The organism is Streptomyces sp. NPDC048650 (assembly GCF_043199095.1).
In the GTDB taxonomy this organism is placed as follows: Bacteria; Actinomycetota; Actinomycetes; order Streptomycetales; family Streptomycetaceae; genus Streptomyces.
Window position 1 is genome coordinate 111,766 of the sequence record NZ_JBICVM010000004.1, and the last position, 26,535, is coordinate 138,300.

The following is a 26,535-nucleotide window of genomic DNA, read 5'->3' on the forward strand; positions in this document are numbered from 1 at the left end:
CCGCGGTGGCGAGGAGATCGACGGCAGCCTTCGGCGCGTCCGCGACTGCGGACGACAGCGAGAGGAAGGCGTGCCGGAACATGCGTCATATGGTGCCGGGTGGCGGTCACGGCGTCGAACGATTTATCCGCTGGGGCCGTTGGCCCAGGGGTGTCCGCGAAGGCGCTCGGCGGGGCGGAGGGCGGCCGGCCGACCGTGCGGCCGGGTTGCGGGTCTGGGCGCCCTCCTCGGATACGCTCCCGGAATGCTCGAAACCGCCGCGACGCCCACCGGTCTCGCCGCGCGCTGCACGCGGGTGCTGTTCTCTCCCTGGTGCCGGCTGGTTCTCCTGCTCGTCGTGCTGGCCTGCGCCGCGGGCGCGATGCTGGTGTGGCGGCCGCAGCGGCTGCTGGCCGAGGGCTGGCCCGTGGAGCTGTCCGGCCCGGCGGCCGTGGTGGTCTTCGCGCTGGCGTACGGGGTGTGCACAACGGCGTTCGTGCCGCGGCCGATTCTCAATATCGCCGCGGGGGCTCTCTTCGGGAGCCAGGCCGGACTGGTGTCCGCGCTCGCCGGTACGGTGCTGGGCGCCGGGGTGGCCTTCGGGCTCGGGCGCCTGCTGGGCCAGGATGCGCTGCGTCCGTTGCTGCGTGCCCGCTGGCTCGCGGCCGCGGATCGGCAGTTGAGTGAGCACGGATTCCGTTCGATGCTGGCGATCCGGCTCTTTCCCGGGCTGCCGTTCTGTGCCACGAACTACTGCGCCGCGGTCTCCCGTATGCGCTGGATGCCGTATCTGTTGGCGACCGGACTCGGCAGCATCCCCAACACCGCGGCGTACGTCGTGGCGGGCGCGCGGGCCTCGGCGCCCACCTCGCCCGCTTTCCTTCTGGCCATGGGGTTCATCGCGCTCAGCGGGCTCGGGGCGCTGGTCGTGGCCTGGTGCAAACGCAAGGCGCTGCGCGGACGCTGAGTGCGTCCCGGTATGTCCGGTACTGGTGGCGGGGTGGTCATCTTCGGACGTTACGCTGCCCCCGTCCCCCTTGTCCCGCGCGCCGGCAGGCGCTCGATCACCCCTGGATACGTCGTTCCCATGACTTGGTTTGAATCTTTCGTCCTCGGACTCGTCCAAGGGTTGACGGAGTTTCTGCCCGTCTCCTCCAGCGCGCATCTCCGTCTGACCGCGGCGTTCGCGGGCTGGAACGACCCCGGTGCGGCCTTCACGGCGATCACGCAGATAGGCACCGAGGCCGCCGTCATCATCTATTTCCGCAAGGACATCGCGCGGATCATCTCGACCTGGGCGCGTTCGCTGTTCAACCGGGAGCTGCGTCGTGATCACGATGCCCAGATGGGCTGGCTGGTGATCGTCGGGTCCATCCCGATCGGGGTGCTGGGCATCACGCTCAAGGACGCGATCGAGGGCCCGTTCCGTGATCTGCGGCTGATCGCGACCACGCTGATCGTGATGGGCGTCGTGCTCGGAATCGCGGACCGGCTGGCCGCCCGTGACGAGGCGGGCGGCCGCCACCGCGCCGCCAAGCAGCGCAAGAACCTCGACGATCTCACCGTCAAGGACGGCCTGCTGTACGGCATCTGCCAGGCCATGGCGCTGATCCCCGGCGTCTCCCGCTCCGGCGCCACGATCAGCGGTGGCCTCCTGATGGGTTACACCCGGGAGTCCGCCGCCCGCTATTCCTTCCTGCTGGCGATTCCCGCCGTGCTCGCCTCGGGCGTCTTCGAGCTCAAGGACGCCGGTGAGGGGCATACGGCCTGGGGGCCGACCCTGTTCGCCACGGTCATCGCCTTTGTCGTCGGATACGTGGTGATCGCGTGGTTCATGAAGTTCATTTCGAACAAGAGCTTCATGCCGTTCGTCGTCTACCGGATCCTGCTGGGGATCGCCCTGTTCGCCCTGGTCGGCGCTGGTGTACTGACAGCGGATGCAGGCGAGACGGCCGGATGAAGAAGCCAGGAACCACGCACCGGACCAACGGTTCCTGGCTTCATGGCCGGCGCGCACCAGCGGCTCATGGAGACTGATCACGAAGATCATCTCCCACCCGTCTCCCACCCGTCTCCCACCCGTCTCCCACCCGCCTTCTCCCCGTGGGAACGCGCACTGCACACAAGCCGGCCCCGGATCACCCCACTTGGAAGTGGGACGGCGATCCGGGGCCGACGCTTTGACAACGAACTACCGGCGAGAACAACGCAAGAGCACCTCGAGAGCACCTCGAGAGCACCTCGAGAGCACCTCGAGAGCACCTCGAGCGCGCCTTTGAGCGAGTTGCCGCCGGACCCGCCCCGTCTCCGCGTACCGGAGACCCGGCTGCAGCTCGACGTCGACCGCGACGCCCACCCCGTCGCGGGGGAGGCGGCAGGGCTTCAGCCCGGTCTGGCGGGCGGCTCCGGCAGTGGACGACGGGAAACGCGCGGACGACCTCGTCGTCCCCCGCTCAGTTCCCGCCCCCGATGACATCGTCGAGCAACTTGTCCTTGTCGAACTTGCCGTCTTCGCCCGTCCAGCCCAGGTCGTCGATGGCGACGCTCATCACCAGATCCAGGTAGTCCGATGTCTTCACCCCTTCGCACTCGTCCGGCTTGCCCTTGTCGCCTTCGTCTCGATCCTTCAGCGCTTGCAGGCAGTCCTCCGTGAGGTCCTCGTAGCTCTGGCTGCAGCCGGCGAGCCCGGAGAGACCCGCCAGGACGGCGACAGCAACAACGGTGGTGCGGATGCGCATGAATCCCCCAAGGGGTGAGTTGTCCCGACATCATCCCGGATGCCGGGCAGCCGCGGCACAGGGTCACGGACATCGCCGCGCACAGCGGCCCCCGGGAGGGCGGGGAGCTGGACGCCCGCCTGCCCCAGCGTGGGCGGGGGGACGACCGTCCGACCGAGATGGTCCGCAAGCGCGCCGTACGGCTGCGGGATCTGGTGGAGGACGTCCTAGAGGTGGCTCGGATCGACAATGGAGGCGAGCACGCCGAGCCGAGGCAGGTGGAACTCGCCACGCTCGCCCGGCGCGTGGTCACGGGTGTGCGGGCCGACCGGCCGCAGGCGGCGGTGGCCTCAGCCTGGGCCTGAGCCTCGGCCTGGGCCCGGCCCTCGTCACCGGGCAGGCTGGAGTGTTCGGTGCCCGTCCGAGGTGGCACAACCCGCCCGGGGGGCGGCGCCGTCGCCCTCCCCCGGACACCCCCGCCAGCCGTGTCACCGACCTCTCCGAACGGCACACCTCACGCGGTCGTCCCGGGAGGACCTGCTGGGCGACCTCGGTGGTGTCCGGGGCAACGGTGGAGCCGGGCTGGGAACTCTCCGGATGCCTTGCTCACCCGTCTCCGAGGTCGGTCAGTTCGTGGAGCTTTCGGCAGCTGCGCAGAGAGCGCGCGCTTCACGGAGGGCGTCACCCGCCATCGAGTTCGAGCCGGTGACCAGGTGCCCAACGGCTTGGTCGGTCAGGGATCGGATCAACCGCCGAGGGCCGCTGGTGGGACGAGCGGCAGCGAGCCGGCGTTCGAGGGTGACGCTCTCGCCCAGGGCCGGAATGATCTTCTCTAGGAACTGCGGCGGAAGGCAGTCGAAGGCAACCGATTGACGGACGGTGCGGCGGCGCAGGAGGGTCCCGAGCTCGGCCAACCCCGTGGGATCGAGTGCGGACCCATCTCCTGTCGTGGCTATCGCGTCGTCGATGGCCTCGCATCCGGCGCGGTAGGTCTGCCTGACGCTGAAGGCCCACCAGTGAAAGCTCACGCCGAGTACTGGTTGGAGAGCCTGGGGATGGGGATTGGCCCCGATCGGCATTTCCCCGCCGCCGTCGGTCCGCTCGTCTCGGGCGCCGGATCTGGCGAACAAGGCGGCCTGTACGGCCTGATGGAATCCGAAATTCCTGAGGTCCCCGTCGGACGGAAGCCGGTCGCAGACGGCGATGGCCTCGTCCAGGATCTCCCTCGCCTCCTGTGGATGCCCGGTGTCGGCGAACCGGGGCGAGACACCCGCCAGCCAGATCGCCAGTCCGGGAAGGCGCCGTGGTTCGGCTTCGGCCATCCGGCGCTTGAGCGTGAGCGCCTCGCGCTCGATCTCCAGGCTCGCGTCGGTCTGTTCGGCCCGATCAAGGTAGATCGCCAGGGCGAGGAGCGACCATATGACGCTGTCGGGTGAGGGGTAGCCCTCCGGGCCCTCCGTCGCGCGGTAGAGGTCGACCACCTCGCGTTGAGCGGTCACGGCCTGCGCGAACCGGCCGGCCTCGGCGAGGCCGTGTGCGAGCCTGCCGAGGATCTGCACCTCCTTCCCGGTGTCCGTACGGTGCCGGTTCATCCGCCGGGTGAGCGCTGCGGCCTCGGTCTTCGCAGCCAGGGAACGCTCGTCGGTGTGTGCGAGCGAGTACTGCAGGCCGAGCGAGGAGATCGCATGTGCCGCGGCTCCGAGGTGTTCATCGGATCCGCCGGCGAGGAGGCCCCGATAGATCGCCGCGGCCTCCTCGAAGTACGGGATGCGTGCTGAGGGGCTCTCGCGATCGACTCGCCATCCGAACTCCAGCAGGGACCGGGCCAGCTTCGGGAGCCCGGTGGTCGGCTGCTCGCGAGCCAACGTCCGTGCCTCGACGATTGATTCCTCGGTGACCGGCTCATTCCTCATCGAACCCCTCTTTCGCTGTTGTACAACTGGTGATCTGGGAAACGTACGGACTTCGCTCCGGACCGTCGCCACGAGCGCGCGGGTTGCGGCCGGCGACGACCGCGCGACCACAGAAGCCCCTCCCGCGCCCCCGACTCGCCCCGCTCGCCCACTTCCCGGCACTCGTGATCAATGAGGAACATAAACGATCAAGAAAGTGGACGATCGGAACACGCAGCAAGAATGCACACAACCCGCCACTCCAACACCCCGCATCTGCAGGGCCTTGGCCGCCTGGGCACGGTCGGCGGTCAGCAGCCACCGGTGCTCGGCCGTGACCCCATCGGCGGCGGCTTCCCACCTCCCGGCCACCGTCGTGGAGTGACCATCGCGGAGGGCCGGTGGCGCGAACCGCCCCTCATCAAGAGCCACTTGAGCAACACCCGTTGTCCACCGCCTCCCCAGCCCATACATTGAGCCGCGCCAAAATCTGGCTCAACTCGCCGCCGTCGCGGCGAGCTTCGGGAGGACCCCCCACATGCGTAGACGCACCTCCATATCCGGACGCACCGCAGCGGCCATCGGGACAACCCTCGCGGCCGTGGTCGCCGCGACAGCCGCCGCGACCACGGCCCAGGGCGCGACCCCGGCGTCGACCCCCCGCCCCCGTGAGACGCAGCAGCCGGTCGAGTACTTCACCGGCCCCGACGGTCACCCTCGGCACACCACCGTTCCGGCATCGAAGCCACTGTCACCGGCCGACAAGGCGGCCATCACCGCCGACGGGGACGTCACCCCGATCGTGCAGAGCGGCCCCGTCGGCAGCAAGCTCGACGTCGTCTTCGTCGGCGACGGTTACACCGAGGCGCAGCAGGAGGACTTCCACGCGGACATCCGTGCCAAGTGGGCCAAGATGACCGAGGTCGAGCCGTACGCCTCGTACACCGACCTGTTCAACGTCTGGGCCGTCGACGCCGTCTCCCGCGACTCCGGCGTCTCCGGCGATCCGACCCAGGACGTGGTCCGCGACACCGCCCTCGGCTCGGCGTTCTTCTGCGACGGCACCGAGCGGCTGCTCTGCGTCGACACCAACAAGGTCGAGTCGTACGCGGCCAAGGCCCCCGCCGCCGACCTCGTGGTCGTGCTGTCCAACTCCACCAAGTACGGCGGCGCGGGCTACAACGACGTCTCGTCGCAGGTCGGTTACGACGGCATCGCCACCGCCTCGTCCGACAACGCCCAGTCCGACCAGATCGCGGTGCACGAGACGGGCCACTCGCTCGGCAAGCTCGCCGACGAATACGACTACGGGCAGCCGGGGACGTACTCCGGCCCCGAGCCCGCCGAGGTCAACCTCTCCACCCTCTCCGCCGACGAGATGACCGGCCGGCAGCAGAAGTGGTACCGCTGGATCGGGCAGGAGTCGCCGGACGGCGGTACGGTCGGGGCCTACGAGGGCGGCGGCTACTACCAGTTCGGGCTCAACCGCCCCACCGAGAACTCGATCATGCGCACGCTCGGCCGCGAGTTCAACCTCCCCGGCCGCGAGGCCATGATCGCCGGCTTCTACCGCCACGCGAGCGTGCTGACCAGCCGGGTCGGCACCGCGCGCACCCTGTCCCGCGACGACCGGATCCGTGTCACCCCGGCCACCCGCGCGCGGGTGACGTGGTACGTCGACGGCCATGAGGCCACCGCCGCCCGCGGCCGGACCACGGTCGAGCCCGGATCCCTCGGCGTCCCCGCCGACGGCCGCACCCACACCGTCACCGCCAAGGCCGTCGACCCCACGCGCGCGGTCCGCACCCCGGCCCTGCGCAAGCCTCTGTCCGCAGCGCTGACCTGGCACGTCACGAGCTGACCCGCAGCCCGCCGGTACGGGCGGGGGCCCCACCCCCGGGACCCCCGCCCGTACGTCTCGCCACCCCTCCCCATATAATTGCGGTATGCATCTATCGTCGCGGCCGGCGCAGCACCCGACTCCGTCGGTGCCCGCACCGGCATCCGACGAGCAGCGCATCGAGGCCGCCGCCCGAGGGCTCCTCCGCGGCATCGGCAAGCTCTCCCGAACCCTCTTCCGGGCCGGCGGGTTCGGACTGCCGCGCGGCCATGTGTCCGTACTGGACGCGCTCGCGGACCGTTCGCGGCGGGTCACCGAACTCGCCGCCTGCACCGGACTCACCCAGCCGCGCGTCACCGTCGTCCTCCAGGAACTGGAGGGGCGCGGACTCGTCGAGCGGACGCGGTGCGCGCGGGACCGGCGCGCCGTCGAGACCTCGCTCACGCCGGCCGGCCACGAGCTCCTGGAGCGGGCCCGGCAGCGGATGGCCACCGCGCTGCTCGAAGGGCTCCGTGCGCACGTCGACGATCCGCACCGCACGGCCGGCGAGGCCCGCGACGCCGTGGCAGTCCTGTTGAACGCCATCGAACCGGAGGTCAGTTGACCACCCCAGCCAGCCCGGAAGCCACCGCCGAATCCGCGTCCGAGCCCTCGGGCGGGACCGCCGTCGGCCCGACGGAGCGGGAGCAGCCCCGTAGGCGGGAGCAGCGCCGTAAGAGTGCGGGCGCCTTCGCCCCGCACCGCGTCGGAGGGCCGAGACGCTGGTGGGACGGGGTGCTCGCCGCCGACCCCGGACTCGGCCAGCTGCAGGCCGGCTGGCGTTCGCTGGTCTCCATGGTCACCGCGCTGGCCGTCGGCTACGGAATGTCCGTCGCGCTGGAACTGCCCGCCATGCTCGGCATGATGGTGGGCGGCATGATGGGGCTGATGAGCGCCTTCGTGGTCGCCGAGAACACCCCGTTCCGGCTGGCCCGCGCCATCCTGTGGATGCCGATCCCGTACTCCGCCGTCCTGCCCGTCGCCGCCTGGCTGCACCAGGACCGGGTGCTGGAGCTGAGCCTGATGGTGGCAGCCCTGGCGGTGGCGTTCCTCCTCGCCCGCTTCGGCGCCCTCGCCCTGCTCACGGGCATGATGCTGTTCAACGCGTTCATGGTCGGCATGATGGCCGACATCCCGTTGAACCTCTGCGGCGAACTGTTCGTCGTCGCCCTGGTGTCCTCCGTGGCCGTCCTCCTCGCCCGCCTGGTCCTCTGCTACCCGATGCCGCGCGAGGACCTGCTGCGTACGCAGCGGGCCTTCGTCGTCGAGGCGCGTCGGGTCGCCGACGCCGCCTCCGCCGCCCTCGACCCGGACGCCGACCACCGGATCGCCGTCACGCGCATGCGGCGCAGCCTGCGCCGGCTCAACGTCACCACGGTCACCATCGACGGGCGGCTCGCCCAGCCCGAGGTCGCCGCCGACCCCGACACCGCCGAGCTTCTCCACCGGCACCTCTTCGACGCCGAACTCGCGCTGCGCGGCATCGGCCAGGCCGTGCAGCAGCTCACCGCCCTCCGAGTGCCGGCCCAGTTGCGCGAGGCGGTGGTCGTGGGGCTCGTCATCGCCCGGGACACCCCACTGGGCCGGGCCGACGCCCTGCACTCGACCGCCGAACTCATCCGCCGGCAAGCCGAGTCCGTGCTCAACGGCGACAACTCGAGCCCCGCCACGGCGGAGGCCGCGGCCCTCGCCCGCCGCGTCGGGCACCTCCTGGACTCGCTCGCCGACAGCCTCGCCCACTGGCTCGACCTCGGCCGGCAGGCGCCGACGTCCCGCGCCAACGTGCCGTTCCAGCCCACCGTCGCACTGGAGCAGAACCGCCCGGCCGGCTCCGCAGCGGTCGCCCGCCGCGTCGCCGCCGCCCAGAACGTCCAGGGCTGGCGCCGCGCCATCCCCTATCTGCGCGTCCCGCTGCACGCCGCGGTCGCCTCCGCCATCGTCTGCCCGATCACCGACGCCATCGACCCGCAGCGCTTCTACTGGGGTCTGGTCGGCGTCATGATCACGCTGTTCGGCACCAACACCACCAACGAGCGGCTGCGCAAGCTCGCCCACCGCATGGCCGGCACCGTCGCCGGCGCGGTCCTCGGCATCCTCCTGCTGCACCTGATCGGCCACGGCCACGTCTACTGGACCCTGACCGTCATCGTCGCCGGACTCGCCATCGGCGCCTGGGGCATGCAACGCCAGTACGCCTACTGGGTCGTCGGCCTCGTCACCGCCCTCACCCAGCTGTACGGCATGTCCACCCCGTACAGCGGCATGGACCACCTGCTGACCGAACGCCTGCTGGACAACGGCATCGGCATCCTCGTCGCCACCGCCTGCGCCGCGCTGATCTTCCCCGTCTCCAGCGGGAAGATCGCCCGCGAGGCCGAACGCGGCTACGTCTCCGCCCTGGAACACCTCATCTCCCAGATCGTGCTGCGCTGGGAGAACCCGGAAACACCGGTCCGGCTGCGCGGCGCGGCGCGCGGCATCGACGCGGCCCTCTTCCAAGTGCGCGGCGTCCTGCGGCCCCTGGTCCGCATGCCCCTCGGCATCCGCGGCCGCGGCCCCGAGAACCGCCTCGCCCTGCTCGCCACCGCCACCGGCCATGCCCGCGCCGTCGCTGCGGCCGCCGACATCGACATCGACCTCGCCCCGCACCTGAGCGCCCGCGTCCGCCACATCACCGACACCCTCACCACGTCCCTGCACGCCCTTGACCACCACACCGCGAGTGGCACCCTCACCGCCCCCACCGGCACCTGGGCCCGCGTCAGCCCCCTCATCCGCGAACTCCAATCCCATCTCCAGGCCCCCTCCGGCCCCCGCGGCACCCGTCTGCACACCGCCCTCCACGAACTCGCCGCCCTGGACGAGGCGTTGGCCGCCTACGCCGAACAGCGCGGCCTGACCCTCACATCGGCTTCACCCGCCCCGCCCGGCACGAAGGACACCCCGCCCGCCCCCGCCACCACCCCGCTCGACCGCCGGACGCAGACAGCGCTGGCGGCCTGGGCGGCCCGCAACCAGCAGCCCCTCCAGCAGGCCCCCACACACCGGCCCGCACCTACCCCGGCATCCACCCCCCAACAGGGCGCCACACCCACCTCCCAACGGGCACCGGCGCAGGAATCCAAGGCCACCGTCACCGTCACCGGCACCCTCCACTGCCCCGACGGCCACCCCGGCGGCTGTGACGCCTGGATCACCATCGTCAACGCCCGGGGCAAGCGCCGCGCCACCAGCCGAGCCGTCGGCGGCCGCTACCGCATCCCCGACCTGCCCCCCGGCAGCTACACCGTCATCGCCTCCGGCCCGGCCCACCCACCCCGCGCCGCATTCCTGTCGGTCCGACAGACGACGGGGGAGATGCGGCACGACATCTCGCTGGAGCGGAGCCGATGAGGGCTGCGGCGTCGGCGGGCAGCCGGGCCGCGCGAACCGCACGAGGTCCTGACCCCGCGGTGGAGGCGGACGCCCCGCCGGCCTCTCCTCGCCTCTCCTCAGCGGTATCCGCTGTCCCCAGCGGGGCGTCCCGTGTCCTGGACCTCCACGACATAGCGCCAGCAGTCCGGCTGGGTGCCGTCGGTGTCGGTGAAGCCGTAGAGAGGAGCCAGTTGCCCGCTCGAGACCACCTTGCCCGTCCAGCGGGCGGCGTCGGGGTCGGCGGCGAGCGCCGTCACGGCGCGGGCGACGTAGGTGGGCGACTCCGAGATGCAGAAGTGCGGTACCCGGGCCGTGGCGTCACGCCAGGTCGCCTCGGTCACACCGAACGCCTCCAGCATCTTCTCCGAGCGCAACCAGCCGGGGGTGACGGCGACGGTCGCGCAGCCGTACGGGGCGAGTTCATGGCTCTGGGCGAGCGTCATGCGCTGGACGGCGGCCTTCACCAGGTCGTAGAAGAAGCCCTCGTGGTGGCGGTAGGAGGCGTTGTATTCCGCGGTGCCATCGGTCATCTCGACGACCAGGCCGCCGGGGCGGCGGATGAGGAGCGGCAGCGCGTGATGGCTGGTGATCGCGTGGGTGTCGATTCCCATCCGCAGCATCCGCAGCCCACCGGGGAGGTCGTGCTCCCACAGCGTGGTGCCGAACTGGGCGTAGGCATCGCCGCCGAAGATGTCGTTGACCAGGATGTCGAGGCGACCGTGGTCGCGGTCGATGCGCTGGACGAGGTCGCGGACCTGGTCGGTGTCGAGGTGGTCCACCCGCAGGGCCGTGCCGGTGCCCCCGGTGGCGGCGAGGAGTTCGCCGGTCTCCTCGATGGTCTCCGGCCGGTCGATCTCCGAGCGGCCGGCCGTCCGGCTGCTGCGCCCGGTGGCGTAGACGGTGGCGCCCGCGCGGGCCAGCTCCACCGCAATCGCGCGCCCGGCGCCGCGGGTCGCGCCGGCCACCAGTGCCACCTTGCCGTGGAGCGCCCCCGGGGAGGCTGCGCGGTCCGTCATCGCTTCACTTGCTCCTTACTCCGTGCCCCGTGTCTGTGCCCGTGCTCACTTTCGCCTGCGACTGACCGTTCGCCGACCGTTCCCGCTCGCCGGCCGTGCCGTCCGCCAGGTCGGCAAAGCCCCGCCGGTCGGTGACGGGGGCGGGGCGGGTTACGCCTCTCGGCGAAGGGAGTGGGTCAGGAGCTGAGGTGATATTGGGTCCAGGGCTGGTGGGAGGGCTCCGGCTCCTCGTGCGGCTGGGCGATGGTGCCCCACGGAGCGAGAGCACTGTCCCAGTCGGGGGCGAGGGTGGTCATGTCAGCGACGGTGTCGGCCGTTTGTGTCGCGCCGGGGTGCCAGGCGGACCCCATGGCGTGCCCGGACGGCGCGCCGTTCCAGGCCGCGGTCTGCTGTGCGGGAATGCTGTATTCGGTCTCGTGCAGGTCGCCGGGGCCGCGGCGGTGGCGACCCCCGTAGCTCTCGCCGGTGTGACCGTGATGGAACCGGCCCTGGGCCGCGAGCTGTTGGGCGCGGGCGAGCAGCCGATTGAAGTCGAGCCCGAATTCGGTGGCCAGTTCGCGCAGGTCGACACCGGTCTGCCAGCTGCCGACCAGCACCGCGTCCAACGCCGCGGACCAGGACGGCTCCGATGCGGGATTCGGGCTCGGGCCGGGGTTCGGGGCCGGGGCCTCGCGGGGGTCGCGCGAGGTGGCCGTCGGCCGAGGAGCGGAGGGATAGGACGCCGAGCCGGCATCGGCAGGGGGCTCGGAGCCGGGCTCGGGCGACGGTGCCGCGCCCTCGGGGTCCCCGGGCACCGCGTTGGGGACGGCGGAGAGCAACTGCTCGGCCACGGCGCGCGCGTCGTCCTTGCCCACCGTGCGCCGGGCGATGCGCACTTCGCGTTCGTTCAGCCCGAACAGTCCGGCGACCGCCCCCGTGCTGCCCACGGTCACCGCAAACGCCGCCAGGACACGCGACCGGTCGGCCTGCGCCTCATCCAGTCTGGCCTGCGCCTCGCGCACGCGCTCGTCCCCAAGGCAAAACGCTTCTGCCAGTACGGCGTTGCGGTCCCACAGCTCTCTAGGCTCCATACCCTGACAACGCCGCACCTCCACAGGTGATCCGATCTTGTCTCATAAAGCACCCCAAAGCACGCATTCACACACCAACTGAAAATAACCCTGCAAGCTTCTCCCCGGGTTGAGGGGGGCGTCGCACGGTTTCGGCAGTGCCTCCGAGCTGCAACTCCGCCTCGATGACCGTAATGGCACGGAACGCGGGGTGTCGGTAGGGTGAGCTACTGTCTCCCTCAGACACGTTTTCGACTGTTCGCCGATTCGCGCCTCGTTCCGAGCGCCATGTTTCGTGCGGCAGACGGGGCGTTTCCTGTTCGCACTTCATGGGGGGGGGCCATGACTCACCGTTCTTCGCCTGCGCATACGCATACGCCTGCGCTGCTCTCGCGATCCCGCTCCTCGGCCCGCGCCGTGGGGGCCGCGCTCGTCGGTGTGCTGCTGTGCGGCACGGCGGCGTGTGCGTCGCCCGGCGGCTCCTCGCGGGGCGACGCGGCCGGGCCGCAGACGCTGCGTGCCGCGCCGGTCGCCGCGGTGCGGAAGGCCGTCGACAAGGGCGCCGCGCTCCACTCGATGTCGTACCGCATCGACGGCCGGCTCGGCAGCCGGGGAAACGTCGAGGGCAAGGTGTCCTTCAGCCTTCGTCCGCGGGCCGTCGACATGCGGATGAAGACGTCCGGCGGCGCGCAGGAAGGGGAGTTCTCGGTCCGGCTCGTCGGTGACGCGGTGTATGTCGGCGGGGGCGAGCGCGCGGCCGCGGCGCTGCAGGGCAGGCATTGGGTGAAGTTCCCGATGAAGGGCAAGGGTGCCGGCGGCGCCGGCGGCCTCGGGGGGATGCAGCAGCAGGCGGACCAGGACCCGGCGGCGCAGGCGGCGCTGCTGGCCCAGTCCGATGACGTCAAGAAGATCGGCCAGGAGACCGTCGACGGCGTGCGGACGACGCATTACGCCGGGACGGTGTCGGTGGACGAGCTGCTGAAGCGATCGAACGCCAAGGGGGCGCTGAGTGCCGAGCGCCGGGAGCGGACGGTCCGGCGGTACCGGCAGCTCGGGGTGGATGCGCTCACGCTCGACCTGTGGGTCGGGCCCGACGACCGTACGGTCAAGTTCCGCGAGCGGGCGCGGACCGGCCAGGGTCCGCTGGATCTGAGCATCCACTTCTACGACGTCAACAAGCCGGTCACCGTCCAGGCGCCGGCCGCGTCCGACACGCTCGACCTGGCCCAGCGGTTCAAGGGCCGCGAGGGCACTCGGATATGACCCGGTGCCGGCGAGCGGCACGGCCGCCGGGCCGGTCTGGTCCGGGGTCTGCGGTCGCCCAGGTCCGGGCCTGCGGTCAAGGGGAATCGCTCCGGTCGCCGGGACCGCTCCGGTAGGGGTGCGGCAGACCGATCGGGTTGGGGAACGGCAACACGTCCGCAGCCAGGATCCGTCGTACGACGTCCTCCAGCCCCTCCAGGAGCCGATCGGTCTGCGGGGTGGTGAGCGGGCGGAGCAGGTGTGCCGCCAGGCGGTCGGTCTCGTCCTCGATGCGGGTGCGCTCCTGCCGGCCGCGCTCGGTCGCCTCGCCCCGCTCGTCCACCAGCCCGCGGGAGCGCAGCCGGTCGGCTGCGGCCGCCCATGCCTCCTCGCTCCAGCCGCGGTCCTGCCGCATGGTGTCCTTGGGAACCCGGCCGGAGGCGGTGGCCAGGACGAGGGCCTCGCAGCCGTCGAGCCCTTCGCCGGCGAGTACGGCGAGGTGCGCGTCGCCTCTGAACTCCCTCAGTGCGGTGCTCAGTTGCCACAGTCGCTCGATCGGGTCGGCGTGGTCGCACAGGGCGCGGTTCGCGGCGAAGAGCGGCCGGGCGACGTCGGGTGCGGCCTCGGCGATCGTCAGGAGGGGGGCCGACAGTTCGGCGGCCGTCCCGTCCAGCCCGGGATGGATGCTGCGCAGTGCGGCGGCGGCTCGGCGGGCACGCTCGTCGAGGACGTGCGCCGGGCTGACGACCGTCCAGGCAGCGGGCAGCGCACGCGCGATCATGCCGGGCGCGAACACCCCGAGTACGGCGGTGGCGAGCGCGGGTTCCACTGCGCCCAGCGGCGCGGTGCGGGAGGCGAAGTAACCCATCCAGAAGCCCTTGAGGCCGAGGTCTTCGCCCAGCGCACGGCAGTGCTCGTCGAAGTAGGTGACGGCGTGCAGTGGTTCGGTCAGCAGCCAAAGCGATCGTGCGCGCAGCTCCATGCACGGCACGGTACCGCTCCAGGATCGCCGGTCATGCCTACCAACGCGCACATCATCGACGGTGCCCTCGGCCACCTCGACATCCGCAGGATCGCGGACGCCGGGGAGGGCGCCCGCGCGATCGGCGCCGCGATGGAGCTGGTCGCCGGCACCGACACGCTCGTCCTCGACCTGCGGGAGTGCAGGGGCGGTGCGCCCACCGGCGCCGCCATGTGGTGCAGCTCTTTCTTCCCCGACGACCAGGTGCACCTCAACGACCTCTACGAGCGCTCGACGGACGCCACCCGGCAGTACTGGACCGCTTCGCAGCTGCCCGCACCGCGCTATCTCGACCGCCCGGTGTACGTCCTGACCAGCGCCCGTACCTTCTCGGGCGGGGAGGACGTGGCGTACACCCTGCAGGCGCACGGGCGGGCGGTGGTGGCCGGAGAGACCAGCCGGGGCGGTGCCCATCCCACCGCACGTCACCCGGTGGCGGAGCACATCACGGTCACCGTGCCGACCGCGCGGACGATCAGCCGCGTCACAGGAACGAACCGGGAAGGTGTCGGCGTGGTGCCGGACGTCGCGGTGCCCGCGGAGCGGGCTCTCGGGACCGTCCGTGAAGAGCGGGCGCGGCGCGGCGCGTAGCCGGTCAGGGGCCGGTGCGGCCGCCGTCGCCCGCCCCGAAGCCCGACTGCCAGGCCCAGAGGTGGGTGCAGTTGGGGCACTGGAGGTGCAGCAGGCTGCCCTTGTTGGACAGGAGGTAGCGCCAGTGATCGGTGCAGGTCCGGCCGTCGCGGCAGGTGGCGCAGTCCCGGTCGTCCCGGCATCCCGGACACGGGACCCAGGCCCGGCGGCCGATGTCGGCGGTGGGGTCGAGCGGCAGCATGGTCATGCCTGCCCGGTGGGCGGCAGGATGTGCGCGGCGACCAGCATGTCGTAGGTGGCCTGCTGCTCGGGGTCCAGCCCGGAGTAGAGGAGGCGCCGGGCTTCCGCCTCGGCCTCCATCACCTCGATCGGGTTCCAGGTGTCGCCGAGCGCCGCGAGGACTTCGGTCCGGCGTCGCGTTTCGTGCTCGGCGAGGTCGAACTCGACTATGTGGTGGTCCGAGGTGTTCCGGTCGATCATGGTGCGCGTCCCATGCCACTTGGGGATGATTCGGACGTGTCTACCAAGAGGGACGCGATTGAGGAAGCGTCAGGTGAGGTTGATGGGGCGCGAGGGCGTCATGGGCGAGAGAGGGGGATCACTCGCAGATGGCGCTTAATGCCCCATCGGCATCATTTCGGACAGTGTTTTTGATGCGTTATGTCTGATATGTGGCCGCATGAGCGGGCGTGACGCATCTCATCGCTCCGCCTCCGGCGGGACCTCGACGTCACGGGATCGGCCGCGTCCGACAGGCAACCCGCCGACGATCGGCCGGCAGCCGGCGGATGACCGGCGCGGGCAGCCTGCCGGCGCACCGCAAGACGCCTCGCCACCGCAACTCCTTTGCCGCACCCCTTTGCCGCAACGCCCTTGCCACAACACCCTTGCCACAACGCGTAGTTGACGCCATCGGTGGGCCGGGCCAGGCTCGGGGCCCTGTCTTTCCTCCAGGAGGTTTCCATGCTCCGACGTACGGCCGCACTCGGCGCCGGGATGGTCATGCTCACGGCGGGCGCCCTGATGGGTGGCACCGCCACCTCGTACGCCGCCACCCCCTCGCCGCTAGCCAAGCTCAGCCACGCCCAGGCCACCGGCAAGTTCCGCGCGGCCGGCGTCAGCTGGTCCTCCAGCGGCGGCTGCTCCGACCGGAACAACGCCAGATGCACCTCGTTCGACCAGATCAACTCCGCCACCGTGGACGGCGTGATCACGCTCAAGGGCGCCACCGGCTGTGCGGTCAACCTCACCGGCGGCACCGAGACCGGCCACGCCGACGGCACCTACAGCCACTGGAACGGCTACAAGGTCGACTTCAGCCTCTCCTCCTGCCTGACCGACTACATCACCGGAACCTTCACCTCCATCGGCGGCTCCAAGTGGAAGTCCGGCAGCGGAAACGTCTACTACAAGGAGGGCGACCACTGGGACGTGACGTACTACAACTGCGGCGGCTGCCTCACGGCTCAGCGCCCCTGAGACGTGCCCGGGCCGCACGCGACCGCGCGAGTCGTCCGGGGGCCGGCGGGCGCGGAACGGCTGGGCAGGCGGCGTACCGCGACGGCCGCGGCGTCGTCGCTCAGCCGGCCGCCCGTATGCGTCAGCAGCTCCTCCCGCAGGCACCGCAACAGCTGCTGCGGGCTGCACCCGCTCCAGGCGACGGCGCGCTCGGCGAGCGGGTAGAAGGCGCCCTCGCCGTCACGGGCCTCGATCACCCCGTCCGTGTAGAGCAGCAGCAGGTCACCGGGCTCGAAGGGGAAGGTCTCGACCTCGTACTCGGGAGCCCCGGGCAGACCGCCGAGGCCGACGGGCAGGGCGGTCCGCTCGATGTGCAGAGTGCGGGCCTCGCCGTCGCGCAGGAGGAGGGCGGGCGGGTGACCGCAGGTGATGGTGCGCAGCACGGGCCAGCGATCGGGGATGTCGAAGAGGGAGGCGGTCGCGAAGGTCTCGTCGGCGTCGCCCCCGGCGTCCGGCTCGGCCGGCGCGGACTCCGTACCGCGCTCCGCGTCCGCGTTCCCACGGCCCGGATCCGCGCGCCACTGGTCGCCGTCCCAGCGGACGGCGCCGTCGAGGTGGATGGCGAGATTGGGCAGCGTGGCCTGGCGGTGCGCGGCCGCCCGGAAGGCGCCCAGGAGGAGGGCGGCTTGGCCGTACGCGGGCAGTCCCTTGCCGCGCACATCGCCGATGATCAGCCGGGTGCTCCGTGAGGTCCGCGCCGCCGCGAACAGGTCGCCCCCCATTTCGGCCTCCTCCTCGGCCGCGAGGTAGAGCGAGGCGATCTCCAGCGTTCCGCTGTAGCGGGGCAGCGGCCGCAGCAGGACCTGCTGGGCGACGCCGGCCACCGAGCGGCTCTTGGTGAGCCGTCGCTCATTGCGGTCGCGTACGACGGTGAAGAGCACGACGAGGGCGGAGACGACCACCAGCGCGGCGATCTGGGTCTGGAGGTTCTCCGTGAACAGCACGCCCCGAGTGACCCCGATGAACACCTGGGCACCGACCGCGAGCACGCCGATGGCGACGGTGAGCCGGGGGCCGGCGAACGCCGCGGTGATGGCGGGTGCCGCGACCAGCAGCGGGCCCAGATGGATGTCGGGCGGGGAGAGTACGTCGACGACGACGACCGCGACGATGAGACCGACCGGGATCAGGGTCAGCACAGGGCTCAGATCGTGCCGTCCGGGCAGTCGTCCAGGCATGTCCACCAGCCGTCGAAGGGGGCATGCACCATATTTGCATCGTTATAGGCGAAACGCCCGGATGGTCGGCTCATTGGTCGCCCGGCCCACCGCGCCGGCCTTCGCCGGCCGGTGACGCCGCCCCGGCCGGTGCCCCGAGGGGCAGCGCGGGGGCGTGCGTCGGCGCCCGGTGGGGGTGCTGCCCGCTACGCGGCGGCCCGCAGCGCGGCGATCAGCAGATCGAGCGCCGCCTCGACCGCCGTGCCGGACATCCGGGGAAGGTGCTCCCGTACCCGGTGGACGTTCGGGTACGCGTCGGCGGGCAGATCGCCGTACGCGGACAGCCAGGCGTGTTCGTCGGCGGCCTGCTGGGCGGGGGCCAGGCACAGGACTCCGGCATCGAGGGCCGCGTGGCCGAGGACTGTGTCGATGAGGGCGTGGTAGTGGCGCACCGCCGTGGCCTCGTCGAAGCCGGCCTCGAGGAGCAGGCCGATGCCGGTGTCGACGGCGCGCTGCTCGTGCGGGCGGCCCGTGACGCGCATGGTGCTGAAGACGGCGATCTGCGGGTGGCGCAGCGCCGAGCGGTAGCCGCGCAGGCCGAAATCACGCAGGTCGGCGGCCCAGTCGCCGGTCCGCGTGAAGCCGGCCATGGCGTCGCCGATCAGGCGGTCGGCGAGCGCCAGCAGCAGGTCCTCGGTGTTGCGGAAGTAGCGGTAGACGGCGGAGGGGTCGGCGCCCAGGGCGGCGCCGAGCTTGCGGACGGTGAATGCCTGTGCGCCCTGTGCGTCGATCAGTCGGCACGCCGCGTCGACGATGAGGTCGGCGGACAGCACCACGCCCGAACTGGTCGGCCGGCGCCGCTTGCGCTCGGCCGGTACGCGTGCGTTCTCCGTCACGCGGATCCCTCCGTTCCGCCCTCCCCGGGCCCTCGACGCGCCACCCCCGGCCGGCATCCGGGCCAGTTAACCACCAGGTTACGTCAACACCGTTGACACAAGGGGGTGCGGACTGTTTCATCGGCGGACACCGGACCGGCCGAGACCGGGCCCCGCCCACCCGTGCAAGGAGTGCGTGCCATGCCCCCCTCCGCAGTGCAGCAGGAACCCGGACCGGCGGGTATGCGCCGCTCGCTGGGGGTGAAGGACGGGGTGGCGATCGCCGCGTCGAGTACCGCGGCGACGACCAGCATCGGCATCGGGATGGGCTCGCTGGCCGCGTACGCCGGACGCCAGACCCCCGCCCTGCTGCTGCTCGCCTTCCTCCCGGTCCTCGGCATCGCGCTGTCGTACGCCCGCCTCAACCGCACGGAGCCGAACTGCGGCAGCGGCTACACCTGGGTGGGCCGCTCCATAGGCCCCTGGCCCGGTTTTCTGACCGGGTGGGTGGTGCTGGTCGGCAACGTGATCTTCATGGCGTACACGGGTGCGGTCACCGGTTCCGTCGTGCTGCAGTTCCTGAACAAGCTCGGGATCCGCAGCGTGCTGGGGCTGCCGCTGGACCCGGACTCGACGGGCCTCGCCACCGCGATCGGTCTGGTCGCGCTCGTCGTCGTCACCGTCACCGCCGTCACGGGTGTGCGTGCCGCGACCCGGATGCAACTGGGCCTGCTGGTCTTCGAGTACGTGGTGCTGCTCGCCTTCTGCGGCTACGCCCTGGTCGTCGGCGACGAGCCGTTCTCGCTCTCCTGGCTCGACCCGTTCGCGATCGGGTCGCCGCAGGCCCTCGCGCAGGGGATGGTGATCGCGGTGTTCATCTTCTGGGGGTGGGACGCGGCGTTCAGCGTGAACGAGGAGACGCGCAGCGCCTCCGACGCCGCCCGCGGCGGCATGATCGCGCTGGTCGCGATGCTCGGGCTCTTCCTCGTCGGCGCGTTCGCCTTCCAGCGGGTGATGAGCACCGACGAACTCATCCGCAACGGGCCGCGGGCGCTCACCTTCCTCGGCAGCCGGCTGGCTCCGGAACCCTGGGCCTCCCTGCCGCTGGCCGCCCTGATGTGCTCCGCGTTCGCCTCACTCCAGTCCAGCGTCATCCCCACCGCCCGCGCCGCCCTGGCCATGGGCCGGGACCGGACCCTGGGCGCGGTGTGGCAGCGGATCCATCCGCGCTACGGGTCCCCGGCGGTCGGCACCCTGCTGATCATGGCCATCGCCGCGCTGCTCGCCGTGCTCGCCGTCGGCATCCCCCGGCTCAACGACATGATCCTCACCGCGGTCAACTCCATCGGGCTCACCGTCGCCCTCTACTACGGACTCACGGCGCTGGCCTGCGCGGTGCGTTTCCGGTCCGCGCTGCGGCAGGGAGTGGTCCGCGCCCTGCGGGACGTGGTCGTCCCGGCGGCCAGTGCGCTCGCGCTGTTCGGGCTGGGCGCGTTCCTCGTCGTGGACTACGCGATGCGGAGCGACCACTTCGAGGCCACCCCGGACAACGGGTGGTTCATGCTCCTGCTGCCCACGCTCTTCGTGCTGGCCGGGCTCGCGGTCGCCGCCTGGGCCAAGTGGGTGCGCCACGCCCCGTACTTCCGGACCGGCCGCGGTACGAATGCCGACGCGATCGCCCTGCCGATGGACGGCGAGAGCGGGCCGCGGCCCTCCGAGGGATGACCCCTCCGCCGCCCCCGCTCCCGTCGGCTCCCCGCCGCCCGCTTCCGCCCCCTCCACCACCGACACCGACACCGACACCGACACCGACCCGACTCACCAGGAGCATCAGCCTTATGGACAGCACCGCCCCCGCCGATCTCGTCTTCCTCTCCGGCCCCGTGCACACCGTCGACCCCGCACGGAGCCGGGCGAGCGCGGTCGCGGTGCGCGGGGACCGTATCGTCGCCGTCGGTCATGAGGCGGAGCGCGGGGCGGGCGGCGTACGCGATCTGATCGGGCCCGCTACGGAGGTCGTCGATCTGCGGGGCAGGCTGCTGATCCCCGGGTTCCAGGACGCCCATGTCCATCCGGTGGGCGGCGGACTGGAGTTGGGGCAGTGCGACCTGAGCTCCGCGGCCACGGCCGACGCGTACCGCGAGCTGATCCGCTCCTATGCTGCCGCCCACCCGGAGGCCCCCTGGATCACCGGCGGCGGCTGGTCGCTCGAGGCGTTTCCCGGCGGCATGCCGACCCGGGAGTTCCTGGACGCCCTCGTGCCGGACCGCCCGGTCTTCCTGGTCAACCGCGATCACCACGGCGGCTGGGCCAACTCCCGTGCCCTGGAACGGGCCGGGCTCACCGCCGGCACACCCGACCCCTCCGACGGGCGCATCGAGCGCGACACCGCCGGCGAGCCGACCGGCATGCTCCAGGAGGGCGCGATGCGGCTGGTGGGCGATCTGGTCCCGGAGCCGACCATCGCCGAACTGACGGAAGGACTGCTCCGGGCGCAGCGGCTGCTGCACGGGTACGGAGTGACGGCCTGGCAGGACGCGATGCTGGGCCGCGGCCCCGGCACCCCCGACCCGGCGCCCGCCTATCTGGCGGCCCGCAGCGACGGCGAGCTGACGGCGCGGGTGACCGGGGCGCTGTGGTGGGACCGGGCCCGCGGGGCCGAGCAGATTCCCGAACTGGTCGCTCGGCGGGCCGAGTTGACCGGCGGACGGCTGCGTGCGACCAGCGTGAAGATCATGCAGGACGGGATCGCGGAGAATCACACGGCGGCCCTGCTCAGCCCGTACCTGACCGCGTGCGGCTGCGCGTCCGACAACAGCGGCATCTCGTTCATCGACCCCGAGAAGCTGCGGGCGTATGTGACCGAGCTGGACGCCGAAGGGTTCCAGGTCCACTTCCACGCCCTGGGCGACCGCGCCGTCCGGGAGGCGCTGAATGCCGTGGAGGCCGCCCGGGCGGCCAACGGACGCCGGGACACCCGACCGCAGTTGGCGCACCTCCAGGTCGTCCACCCCGATGACGTGCGGCGATTTTGCGCGTTGGGCGCGACGGCGAACATCCAGGCGCTGTGGGCCGCACACGAGCCGCAGATGGACGAACTGACCATCCCCTTCCTGGGCGCGCGACGGGCCGGGTGGCAGTACCCGTTCGGCGATCTGCTCCGGTCCGGCGCCACCCTGGCCGCGGGCAGCGACTGGCCGGTGAGCTCGCCGGACCCGATCGCCGCCCTGCACGTCGCGGTCAACCGCCGCGCGCCCCAGGCCCCGGCCTCCGCTCCGGTCTTCCTGCCCGAGCAGCGCATCGACCTCGGCTCGGCCCTGGCCGCATACACGGCGGGCAGCGCCTACGCCAACCACCTCGACGACACCGGCACCATCCAGCCGGGCAAGCTGGCGGATCTGGTGGTGCTGGACCGCGATCCCTTCGACGGCCCGGACGAGGCGATCGCGCAGACCCGGGTGCTGCAGACGTTCGTGGGCGGGCAGCGCGTCTATGCGGCCGGTGACGCCTGAGCCTGCTGCGGCGTGGGAGGCTCCTCGGCCCGGCGCGCCACGCCCGGCCTGTCACGCATCCGCCGCCCGCCGCTCCAGCGCCGTACGCCACCCGGGCGGCGCCGCCGGCCGGGCGGCCTCCGGGGCCGCCGCGCCCCGGCGCCCGCCGCGCGCGAAGAAGTCCGCGAGGGGCAGTGTCGCCGCACCGACCGTGACGGCGTCGGGGCCGAGCATGCCCATGTCGATGGTGACGCGGCCGGCGGGATGGGCGAGGGAGTAGCCGGCGGCGTAGCGGCGTACGGCGGGCAGGATGTGCGGGCCGAGCTGGAGGCCGGCCCAGCCGCCGATCAGGACGCGTTCGGGGCTGAAGAGGTTGATCAGGTCGGAGATGCCGGCGCCGAGGTATTCGGCGGTCTCGTCGAGGACGGCGAGCGCGACCGGGTCGGCGGCGCGACCGTCCGGCGGGTGAGCGGCGGCCACCAGGGCGGTGATCGCCGCCTCCTCGCCGGCGTCGGTGGGGTGCCGCCCGCCCGCCTCCCGCCAGCGTGCCACCAGCGCTTCGGAGCCGGTGTACGCCTCCAGGCAGCCGCGGGCACCGCAGCGGCAGCGCCGGCCGCGGACGCTGACGGTCAGATGGCCCCATTCCCCGGCGCTGTCGCGTGCGCCGCCGTGGATGACGCCGTCGGTGACGATGCACGCCCCGACGCCGGAGCCGAACAGCACGATGACGGCATCCGCGGCGCCGCGCCCGCCGCCGAACCACATCTCGGCCTGGCCGAGCGCCTTGGCTCCGTTGTTGATGAAGAAGCGTACGGAGGAAGGCAGTTGGACGGCCTCGCTCAGCAGGTCCTCCAGGGGGACCGCGTGCCAGCCGATGGTCTGACCGTGGACCACGGCGCCGCCGGGCCCGCTGCGGTCGAGGATTCCGGGGACGCCGACACCGATCCCGAGCAGTCGGCCGGGGTCGGTGTCGCCCTCGCGCAGGACCGTGCCGATGCCGTGGGCGATGTGCCGGACGATCGTGCCGACGTCGTGAGTCTGCTGCGTCAACGGGGCTTCCACCCGGGCCAGTTCGGCCAGGGCGAGGTCGAAGAGCTCGACGCGTACGCGGGTCTCTCCGACGTCGACGCCGATCAGGGCACCGCTCGCCGGGGCGACCCGCAGCAGGGTGCGGGGACGGCCGCCGTCGGATCCGACCACGCCGGCCTCCTCCAGCAGCCCCTCCCCGGCGAGTTCGGCGACGACGTTGCTGATGGATCCTGAACTGAGCCCCGTGGCGGTGAGCAGTTCCTGGCGGCTCAACGGCCCCTCGAAATAAAGCTGTTGCAGAACCTCTGCGCGGTTGGCCCGTCGCAGGTCGCGTACGGTCCGACGGTGCTGTCCGGCCATCTGGCTCCCTCCCCTGACCGCAAGATACCGCCGCGCGATCCCTTGACGCGCCCTTCTCTCGGGCTTTGACTCACGTCCTAAGTTAAGCCATGAGGCCGTTCAGGAAATGAACTCGGCCGCTCTCCGGACCCTCAACGAGAGGCGTATCCGTCATGCGCACACTCCGAGCCACGTCCGCCGCCGCCCTTGCCACCGTTCTCGCCGCCACGGCGTCGGCCTGCGGCGGCGGTACGAGCCCGACCGGTGCGGGCAGCAACGACTCCCCCAGGACGCTGACGTACTGGGCCTCCAACCAGGGCCCCGACATCGAGGCGGACAAGAAGATCCTCGGCCCCGAGCTGCGGAAGTTCGAGAAACGGACCGGGATCAAGGTCAAGCTGGAGGTGGTGCCGTGGTCCGATCTGCTCAACCGGATCCTCGCCGCGACGACATCGGGGCAGGGGCCGGACGTCCTGAACATCGGTAACACCTGGTCCGCCTCGCTCCAGTCCACCGGCGCGCTGCTGCCCTGGGACAAGGCGAACTTCGCCCGCATCGGCGGCCGTGACCGGTTCGTGGCGCCGGCGCTGGGCGCCACCGGGGCGCCCGGCAAGGATCCGGCCGCGGTGCCGCTCTACTCGCTCACCTACGCCCTCTACTACAACAAGCGGATGTTCAAGGACGCCGGGATCGCCCGGCCGCCGGCCACCTGGAAGGAGCTGGTCGCGGACGGCCGGAGGATCTCGAAGGGCGACAAGTGGGGCCTGGGCGCCGAGGGCGGGAATCCGGCCAACAACATTCACCAGGCGTTCGCGCTCGGCAAGCAGCACGGCGCCGACTTCTTCGACGCGTCCGGCAAGCCGGCCTTCACCTCCGAGGGGGCGGTGGCGGCGGTGCAGCAGTACGTCGACTTCATGGCCAAGGACAAGATCATCGCGCCGGGCAACGCCGAGTACGGTCAGAACCAGTCGTTGCGCGATTTCGCCAAGGGCCGTACGGCGATGGTCCTGTGGCAGGCCGCGGCCACCAGCTTCGCAGCGCACGGCATGCAGCCCAAGGACTGGGGCGTCGTGCCGGTGCCCGTGGCCTCCGGCGCCCCGGGCACCGGCCGGCAGACCAATTCCATGATCGCGGGGATCAACATCGCGGTCTTCCGGAACACCCACAACCTCGACGGCGCACGGAAGTTCGTGTCGTTCATGACGGGCGACGCCGAACAGCGCCTGCTCAACGCGGCATACGGCGCGATCCCCCCGGTCAAGACCGCCCAGCAGGACGCGGCGTTCCACCGCCCGGACACCACCGTCCTGCGCCGCACCCTCACCCGCAGCGCCGCGCCGCTCCCCCAGATCCCCGACGAGTCGCAGTTCGAGACGTCCGTGGGCACCGCCATCAAGGACCTGTTCGCGGACGCCGCGGCCGGGCACCCGGTGACCACCGCGTCGGTCCGGGCACGGCTGGCCGAGGCCGAGCAGCAGATGGCCGGGTGAGCGGCGCCCGTGAAGGCCGTCTCCGCCCGGCTGCGCCGTACCGGCCTGCCGTATCTCCTGCTGCTGCCCGCGGTGCTCGCGGAGCTGCTGGTCCACCTCGTGCCGATGGCGATCGGCATCGTCATGAGCTTCAAGGAGCTGACCCGGCTCTACTTGAGCCACTGGGGCGCCGCCCCGTGGCGGGGGCTGGGAAACTACCGGATCAGCGTCGACGTCGATGCCCCGGTGGGCGCGGCGCTGCTGCACTCGTTCTGGGTGACCTGTGCCGTCAGCGTGCTGTCGGTGGCGCTGTGCTGGCTGCTGGGCACCACCGCCGCGATCCTCCTCCAGGAGAACTTCCGGGGCCGCGGCCTGGTGCGGGCACTGTTTCTGACCCCGTACGCGCTGCCCGTCTACGCCGCCGTGATCACCTGGGCGTTTCTGTTCCAGCGGGACAACGGTCTGGTCAATCACCTGCTGCACGACCAGCTGCACCTCACCGACGGCCGCCCCTTCTGGCTGCTGGGCGACAACAGCTTCGTCGCGCTGGTCGTCGTCACGGTGTGGCGGAACTGGCCGTTCGCCTTCCTCGTCGTGATGGCCGCCCTGCAGAACATCCCCCGGGAGCTCTACGAGGCCGCCGCCCTCGACGGGGCGGGCATCCGCCAGCAGATCCGGCGGATCACGCTGCCCGCGCTGCGGCCGGTCAACCAGGTCCTGGTGCTGGTGCTGTTCCTCTGGACGTTCAACGACTTCAACACGCCGTACGTGCTGTTCGGCAGGGCCGCCCCGGAGGCCGCCGACCTGATCTCCCTCCACATCTACCAGTCCTCGTTCGCCACCTGGAACTTCGGCACCGGCTCGGCCATGTCCGTCCTGCTGCTGCTCTTCCTGCTCGTGGTGACGACCGGATACCTGATCGCCACCTCCCGCGGAAGGAGGTCCGCCGATGGTTAGCGCCACGTCCGCCGGCCGGCCGGGCCGCCGGCGCTCCCCCACGGCCCCGCCCCGTTCCTTCGTCTGGACCCGGCGGATCGTCCTGACCGCGCTGGCCGGCTTCGTGCTGCTGCCGGTGTACGTGATGCTCAGCAGCTCGCTCAAGCCGCTGGAAGACATCTCGGGTTCCTTCCAGTGGTTGCCGAGCAGGCTGACGATCCGCCCGTACCTCGACATCTGGAGCACCGTCCCGCTGGCCCGCTACTTCACGAACTCGCTCATCGTGGCGGGCTCCGCCACCGTCTGCTCGGTGGTGATAGCGGTCTTCGCCGCCTACGCCGTCAGCCGTTACCGCTTCCGCGGCAAGCGGGTCTTCACCGTGACGGTCCTGTCCACCCAGATGTTCCCGGGCATCCTCTTCCTGCTGCCGCTCTTCCTGATCTTCGTCAATATCGGCAACTCCACCGGCGTCGCCCTCTACGGCTCCCGCGGCGGCCTCATCCTCACCTATCTGACCTTCTCCCTCCCGTTCTCCATCTGGATGCTGACCGGGTACTTCGCGTCGGTGCCGCGCGAGCTGGACGAAGCCGCCCACGTGGACGGCTGCGGACCACTGGGCACCCTCTTCCGGGTCGTGGTGCCGGCCGCGGCCCCCGGGATCGTCGCCGTCGCCGTCTACGCGTTCATGACGGCCTGGGGCGAGGTGCTGTTCGCGTCCGTGATGACCAACGACACCACCCGCACCCTGTCGGTCGGCCTGCAGGGCTACGCCACGCAGAACGACGTGTACTGGAACCAGGTCATGGCCGCCTCCCTGGTCGTCAGCGTCCCGGTGGTCGCCGGGTTCCTGCTGCTGCAGCGCTATCTGGTCACCGGCCTCACCGCCGGGGCCGTCAAATGACCCGTGCCGAAAGGCCCCCG

General features: G+C 71.5%; 24 protein-coding genes. 14 read left to right on the forward strand and 10 right to left on the reverse strand.

Features of this window, described 5'->3' with window-relative positions:
* Positions 1-244 precede the first annotated feature (244 nt).
* Both ACGFML_RS12930 and ACGFML_RS12935 read left to right on the forward strand, forming a co-directional pair.
* Positions 245-946: a TVP38/TMEM64 family protein gene (locus ACGFML_RS12930; RefSeq protein ID WP_393542946.1), complete on the forward strand. Its 702-nt coding sequence runs from the start codon at positions 245-247 to the stop codon at positions 944-946.
* Positions 947-1,066: 120 nt separating this feature from the next.
* Positions 1,067-1,939 (forward strand): undecaprenyl-diphosphate phosphatase, encoded by an 873-nt coding sequence (locus ACGFML_RS12935; protein ID WP_393542948.1) that lies wholly within the window; start codon positions 1,067-1,069, stop codon positions 1,937-1,939.
* 493 nt (positions 1,940-2,432) lie between these two features.
* Here ACGFML_RS12935 and ACGFML_RS12940 read toward each other — a convergent pair whose 3' ends face one another.
* Positions 2,433-2,717, reverse strand: coding sequence for a hypothetical protein (locus tag ACGFML_RS12940; protein ID WP_393542950.1), 285 nt, complete (start codon positions 2,715-2,717; stop codon positions 2,433-2,435).
* A 14-nt stretch (positions 2,718-2,731) separates the two neighbouring features.
* Here ACGFML_RS12940 and ACGFML_RS12945 point away from each other — a divergent pair, with 14 nt between their 5' ends.
* Positions 2,732-3,061 carry a hypothetical protein gene (locus ACGFML_RS12945; RefSeq protein ID WP_393542952.1) on the forward strand — a complete coding sequence of 110 codons (330 nt, stop codon included), beginning with the start codon at positions 2,732-2,734 and terminating at the stop codon, positions 3,059-3,061.
* A gap of 261 nt (positions 3,062-3,322) precedes the next feature.
* Here the strand turns inward: ACGFML_RS12945 and ACGFML_RS12950 are convergent, their stop codons facing one another.
* Complete coding sequence (locus tag ACGFML_RS12950) at positions 3,323-4,609, reverse strand: tetratricopeptide repeat protein (RefSeq protein ID WP_393542954.1); 1,287 nt, start codon at positions 4,607-4,609, stop codon at positions 3,323-3,325.
* 517 nt (positions 4,610-5,126) lie between these two features.
* On the opposite strand from ACGFML_RS12950, the gene ACGFML_RS12955 reads away from it, so the two are divergent.
* From ACGFML_RS12955 to ACGFML_RS12965, 3 genes are all read left to right on the forward strand, one after another.
* Entirely contained in the window at positions 5,127-6,449 is a 1,323-nt protein-coding gene (locus ACGFML_RS12955) for a M64 family metallopeptidase (protein WP_393542956.1), read from the forward strand.
* A gap of 85 nt (positions 6,450-6,534) precedes the next feature.
* Positions 6,535-7,032: a MarR family winged helix-turn-helix transcriptional regulator gene (locus tag ACGFML_RS12960; RefSeq protein ID WP_393542958.1), complete on the forward strand. Its 498-nt coding sequence runs from the start codon at positions 6,535-6,537 to the stop codon at positions 7,030-7,032.
* The gene (locus tag ACGFML_RS12965) at positions 7,029-9,860 is read left to right on the forward strand and encodes an FUSC family protein (RefSeq protein ID WP_393542959.1); all 2,832 of its coding nucleotides are present in this window, start codon (positions 7,029-7,031) and stop codon (positions 9,858-9,860) included. The genes ACGFML_RS12960 and ACGFML_RS12965 overlap by 4 nt, the downstream gene beginning before the upstream one ends.
* Positions 9,861-9,958: 98 nt before the next feature.
* On the opposite strand, the gene ACGFML_RS12970 is transcribed toward ACGFML_RS12965, so the two are convergent.
* Both ACGFML_RS12970 and ACGFML_RS12975 read right to left on the reverse strand, forming a co-directional pair.
* Positions 9,959-10,897, reverse strand: a complete 939-nt coding sequence (locus tag ACGFML_RS12970) for an SDR family oxidoreductase (protein WP_393542961.1) — start codon at positions 10,895-10,897, stop codon at positions 9,959-9,961.
* Positions 10,898-11,073: 176 nt separating this feature from the next.
* Positions 11,074-11,898 carry a hypothetical protein gene (locus tag ACGFML_RS12975; protein WP_393542963.1) on the reverse strand — a complete coding sequence of 275 codons (825 nt, stop codon included), beginning with the start codon at positions 11,896-11,898 and terminating at the stop codon, positions 11,074-11,076.
* A gap of 390 nt (positions 11,899-12,288) precedes the next feature.
* Here ACGFML_RS12975 and ACGFML_RS12980 point away from each other — a divergent pair, with 390 nt between their 5' ends.
* On the forward strand, positions 12,289-13,209 hold the full coding sequence (locus tag ACGFML_RS12980; RefSeq protein WP_393542965.1) for a hypothetical protein: 921 nt from the start codon (positions 12,289-12,291) through the stop codon (positions 13,207-13,209).
* A gap of 76 nt (positions 13,210-13,285) precedes the next feature.
* Here ACGFML_RS12980 and ACGFML_RS12985 read toward each other — a convergent pair whose 3' ends face one another.
* Positions 13,286-14,170 carry a hypothetical protein gene (locus ACGFML_RS12985; RefSeq protein ID WP_393542967.1) on the reverse strand — a complete coding sequence of 295 codons (885 nt, stop codon included), beginning with the start codon at positions 14,168-14,170 and terminating at the stop codon, positions 13,286-13,288.
* A 33-nt stretch (positions 14,171-14,203) separates the two neighbouring features.
* Here ACGFML_RS12985 and ACGFML_RS12990 point away from each other — a divergent pair, with 33 nt between their 5' ends.
* Complete coding sequence (locus tag ACGFML_RS12990) at positions 14,204-14,800, forward strand: S41 family peptidase (protein WP_393542969.1); 597 nt, start codon at positions 14,204-14,206, stop codon at positions 14,798-14,800.
* A 4-nt stretch (positions 14,801-14,804) separates the two neighbouring features.
* Here the strand turns inward: ACGFML_RS12990 and ACGFML_RS12995 are convergent, their stop codons facing one another.
* The gene (locus ACGFML_RS12995) at positions 14,805-15,041 is read right to left on the reverse strand and encodes a hypothetical protein (RefSeq protein ID WP_393543751.1); all 237 of its coding nucleotides are present in this window, start codon (positions 15,039-15,041) and stop codon (positions 14,805-14,807) included.
* Between the two features lie 2 nt (positions 15,042-15,043).
* Positions 15,044-15,280, reverse strand: coding sequence for a DUF6400 family protein (locus tag ACGFML_RS13000; protein WP_393542971.1), 237 nt, complete (start codon positions 15,278-15,280; stop codon positions 15,044-15,046).
* A gap of 483 nt (positions 15,281-15,763) precedes the next feature.
* Between ACGFML_RS13000 and ACGFML_RS13005 the strand changes: the two genes are divergently transcribed.
* Positions 15,764-16,279 carry a hypothetical protein gene (locus ACGFML_RS13005; protein WP_393542973.1) on the forward strand — a complete coding sequence of 172 codons (516 nt, stop codon included), beginning with the start codon at positions 15,764-15,766 and terminating at the stop codon, positions 16,277-16,279.
* On the opposite strand, the gene ACGFML_RS13010 is transcribed toward ACGFML_RS13005, so the two are convergent.
* Positions 16,267-17,496, reverse strand: a complete 1,230-nt coding sequence (locus ACGFML_RS13010; RefSeq protein WP_393542975.1) for a PP2C family protein-serine/threonine phosphatase — start codon at positions 17,494-17,496, stop codon at positions 16,267-16,269. The two genes, ACGFML_RS13005 and ACGFML_RS13010, sit on opposite strands and share 13 nt — an antisense overlap.
* A 185-nt stretch (positions 17,497-17,681) precedes the next feature.
* Positions 17,682-18,371: a helix-turn-helix domain-containing protein gene (locus ACGFML_RS13015; protein WP_393542977.1), complete on the reverse strand. Its 690-nt coding sequence runs from the start codon at positions 18,369-18,371 to the stop codon at positions 17,682-17,684.
* 180 nt (positions 18,372-18,551) lie between these two features.
* On the opposite strand from ACGFML_RS13015, the gene ACGFML_RS13020 reads away from it, so the two are divergent.
* A complete protein-coding gene (locus ACGFML_RS13020) occupies positions 18,552-20,075 on the forward strand; it encodes an APC family permease (protein WP_393542979.1) in 1,524 nt (507 codons plus the stop codon).
* A gap of 113 nt (positions 20,076-20,188) precedes the next feature.
* Entirely contained in the window at positions 20,189-21,862 is a 1,674-nt protein-coding gene (locus tag ACGFML_RS13025; protein ID WP_393542981.1) for an amidohydrolase, read from the forward strand.
* Between the two features lie 51 nt (positions 21,863-21,913).
* On the opposite strand, the gene ACGFML_RS13030 is transcribed toward ACGFML_RS13025, so the two are convergent.
* Positions 21,914-23,230, reverse strand: coding sequence for an ROK family protein (locus tag ACGFML_RS13030; protein ID WP_393542983.1), 1,317 nt, complete (start codon positions 23,228-23,230; stop codon positions 21,914-21,916).
* Positions 23,231-23,382: 152 nt separating this feature from the next.
* On the opposite strand from ACGFML_RS13030, the gene ACGFML_RS13035 reads away from it, so the two are divergent.
* The 3 genes from ACGFML_RS13035 to ACGFML_RS13045 are packed head-to-tail and all read left to right on the forward strand — an operon-like array spanning position 23,383 to position 26,515.
* Entirely contained in the window at positions 23,383-24,699 is a 1,317-nt protein-coding gene (locus ACGFML_RS13035; RefSeq protein WP_393542985.1) for an ABC transporter substrate-binding protein, read from the forward strand.
* A 9-nt stretch (positions 24,700-24,708) separates the two neighbouring features.
* On the forward strand, positions 24,709-25,635 hold the full coding sequence (locus ACGFML_RS13040) for a carbohydrate ABC transporter permease (RefSeq protein ID WP_393542987.1): 927 nt from the start codon (positions 24,709-24,711) through the stop codon (positions 25,633-25,635).
* A complete protein-coding gene (locus ACGFML_RS13045) occupies positions 25,628-26,515 on the forward strand; it encodes a carbohydrate ABC transporter permease (RefSeq protein WP_393542989.1) in 888 nt (295 codons plus the stop codon). Before ACGFML_RS13040 ends, ACGFML_RS13045 begins: the two co-directional genes overlap by 8 nt.
* Positions 26,516-26,535 lie beyond the last annotated feature (20 nt).

Coding starts and splice junctions, on each gene's coding strand:
- ACGFML_RS12930 (WP_393542946.1), top strand. CDS start 245: ATGCTCGAAACCGCCGCGACGCCCACCGGTCTCGCCGCGCGCTGCACG.
- ACGFML_RS12935 (WP_393542948.1), top strand. CDS start 1,067: ATGACTTGGTTTGAATCTTTCGTCCTCGGACTCGTCCAAGGGTTGACG.
- ACGFML_RS12940 (WP_393542950.1), bottom strand. CDS start 2,717: ATGCGCATCCGCACCACCGTTGTTGCTGTCGCCGTCCTGGCGGGTCTC.
- ACGFML_RS12950 (WP_393542954.1), bottom strand. CDS start 4,609: ATGAGGAATGAGCCGGTCACCGAGGAATCAATCGTCGAGGCACGGACG.
- ACGFML_RS12955 (WP_393542956.1), top strand. CDS start 5,127: ATGCGTAGACGCACCTCCATATCCGGACGCACCGCAGCGGCCATCGGG.
- ACGFML_RS12960 (WP_393542958.1), top strand. CDS start 6,535: ATGCATCTATCGTCGCGGCCGGCGCAGCACCCGACTCCGTCGGTGCCC.
- ACGFML_RS12970 (WP_393542961.1), bottom strand. CDS start 10,897: ATGACGGACCGCGCAGCCTCCCCGGGGGCGCTCCACGGCAAGGTGGCA.
- ACGFML_RS12980 (WP_393542965.1), top strand. CDS start 12,289: ATGACTCACCGTTCTTCGCCTGCGCATACGCATACGCCTGCGCTGCTC.
- ACGFML_RS12985 (WP_393542967.1), bottom strand. CDS start 14,170: ATGGAGCTGCGCGCACGATCGCTTTGGCTGCTGACCGAACCACTGCAC.
- ACGFML_RS12990 (WP_393542969.1), top strand. CDS start 14,204: ATGCCTACCAACGCGCACATCATCGACGGTGCCCTCGGCCACCTCGAC.
- ACGFML_RS12995 (WP_393543751.1), bottom strand. CDS start 15,041: ATGCTGCCGCTCGACCCCACCGCCGACATCGGCCGCCGGGCCTGGGTC.
- ACGFML_RS13000 (WP_393542971.1), bottom strand. CDS start 15,280: ATGATCGACCGGAACACCTCGGACCACCACATAGTCGAGTTCGACCTC.
- ACGFML_RS13005 (WP_393542973.1), top strand. CDS start 15,764: ATGCTCCGACGTACGGCCGCACTCGGCGCCGGGATGGTCATGCTCACG.
- ACGFML_RS13010 (WP_393542975.1), bottom strand. CDS start 17,496: ATGCCTGGACGACTGCCCGGACGGCACGATCTGAGCCCTGTGCTGACC.
- ACGFML_RS13020 (WP_393542979.1), top strand. CDS start 18,552: ATGCCCCCCTCCGCAGTGCAGCAGGAACCCGGACCGGCGGGTATGCGC.
- ACGFML_RS13025 (WP_393542981.1), top strand. CDS start 20,189: ATGGACAGCACCGCCCCCGCCGATCTCGTCTTCCTCTCCGGCCCCGTG.
- ACGFML_RS13030 (WP_393542983.1), bottom strand. CDS start 23,230: ATGGCCGGACAGCACCGTCGGACCGTACGCGACCTGCGACGGGCCAAC.
- ACGFML_RS13035 (WP_393542985.1), top strand. CDS start 23,383: ATGCGCACACTCCGAGCCACGTCCGCCGCCGCCCTTGCCACCGTTCTC.
- ACGFML_RS13045 (WP_393542989.1), top strand. CDS start 25,628: ATGGTTAGCGCCACGTCCGCCGGCCGGCCGGGCCGCCGGCGCTCCCCC.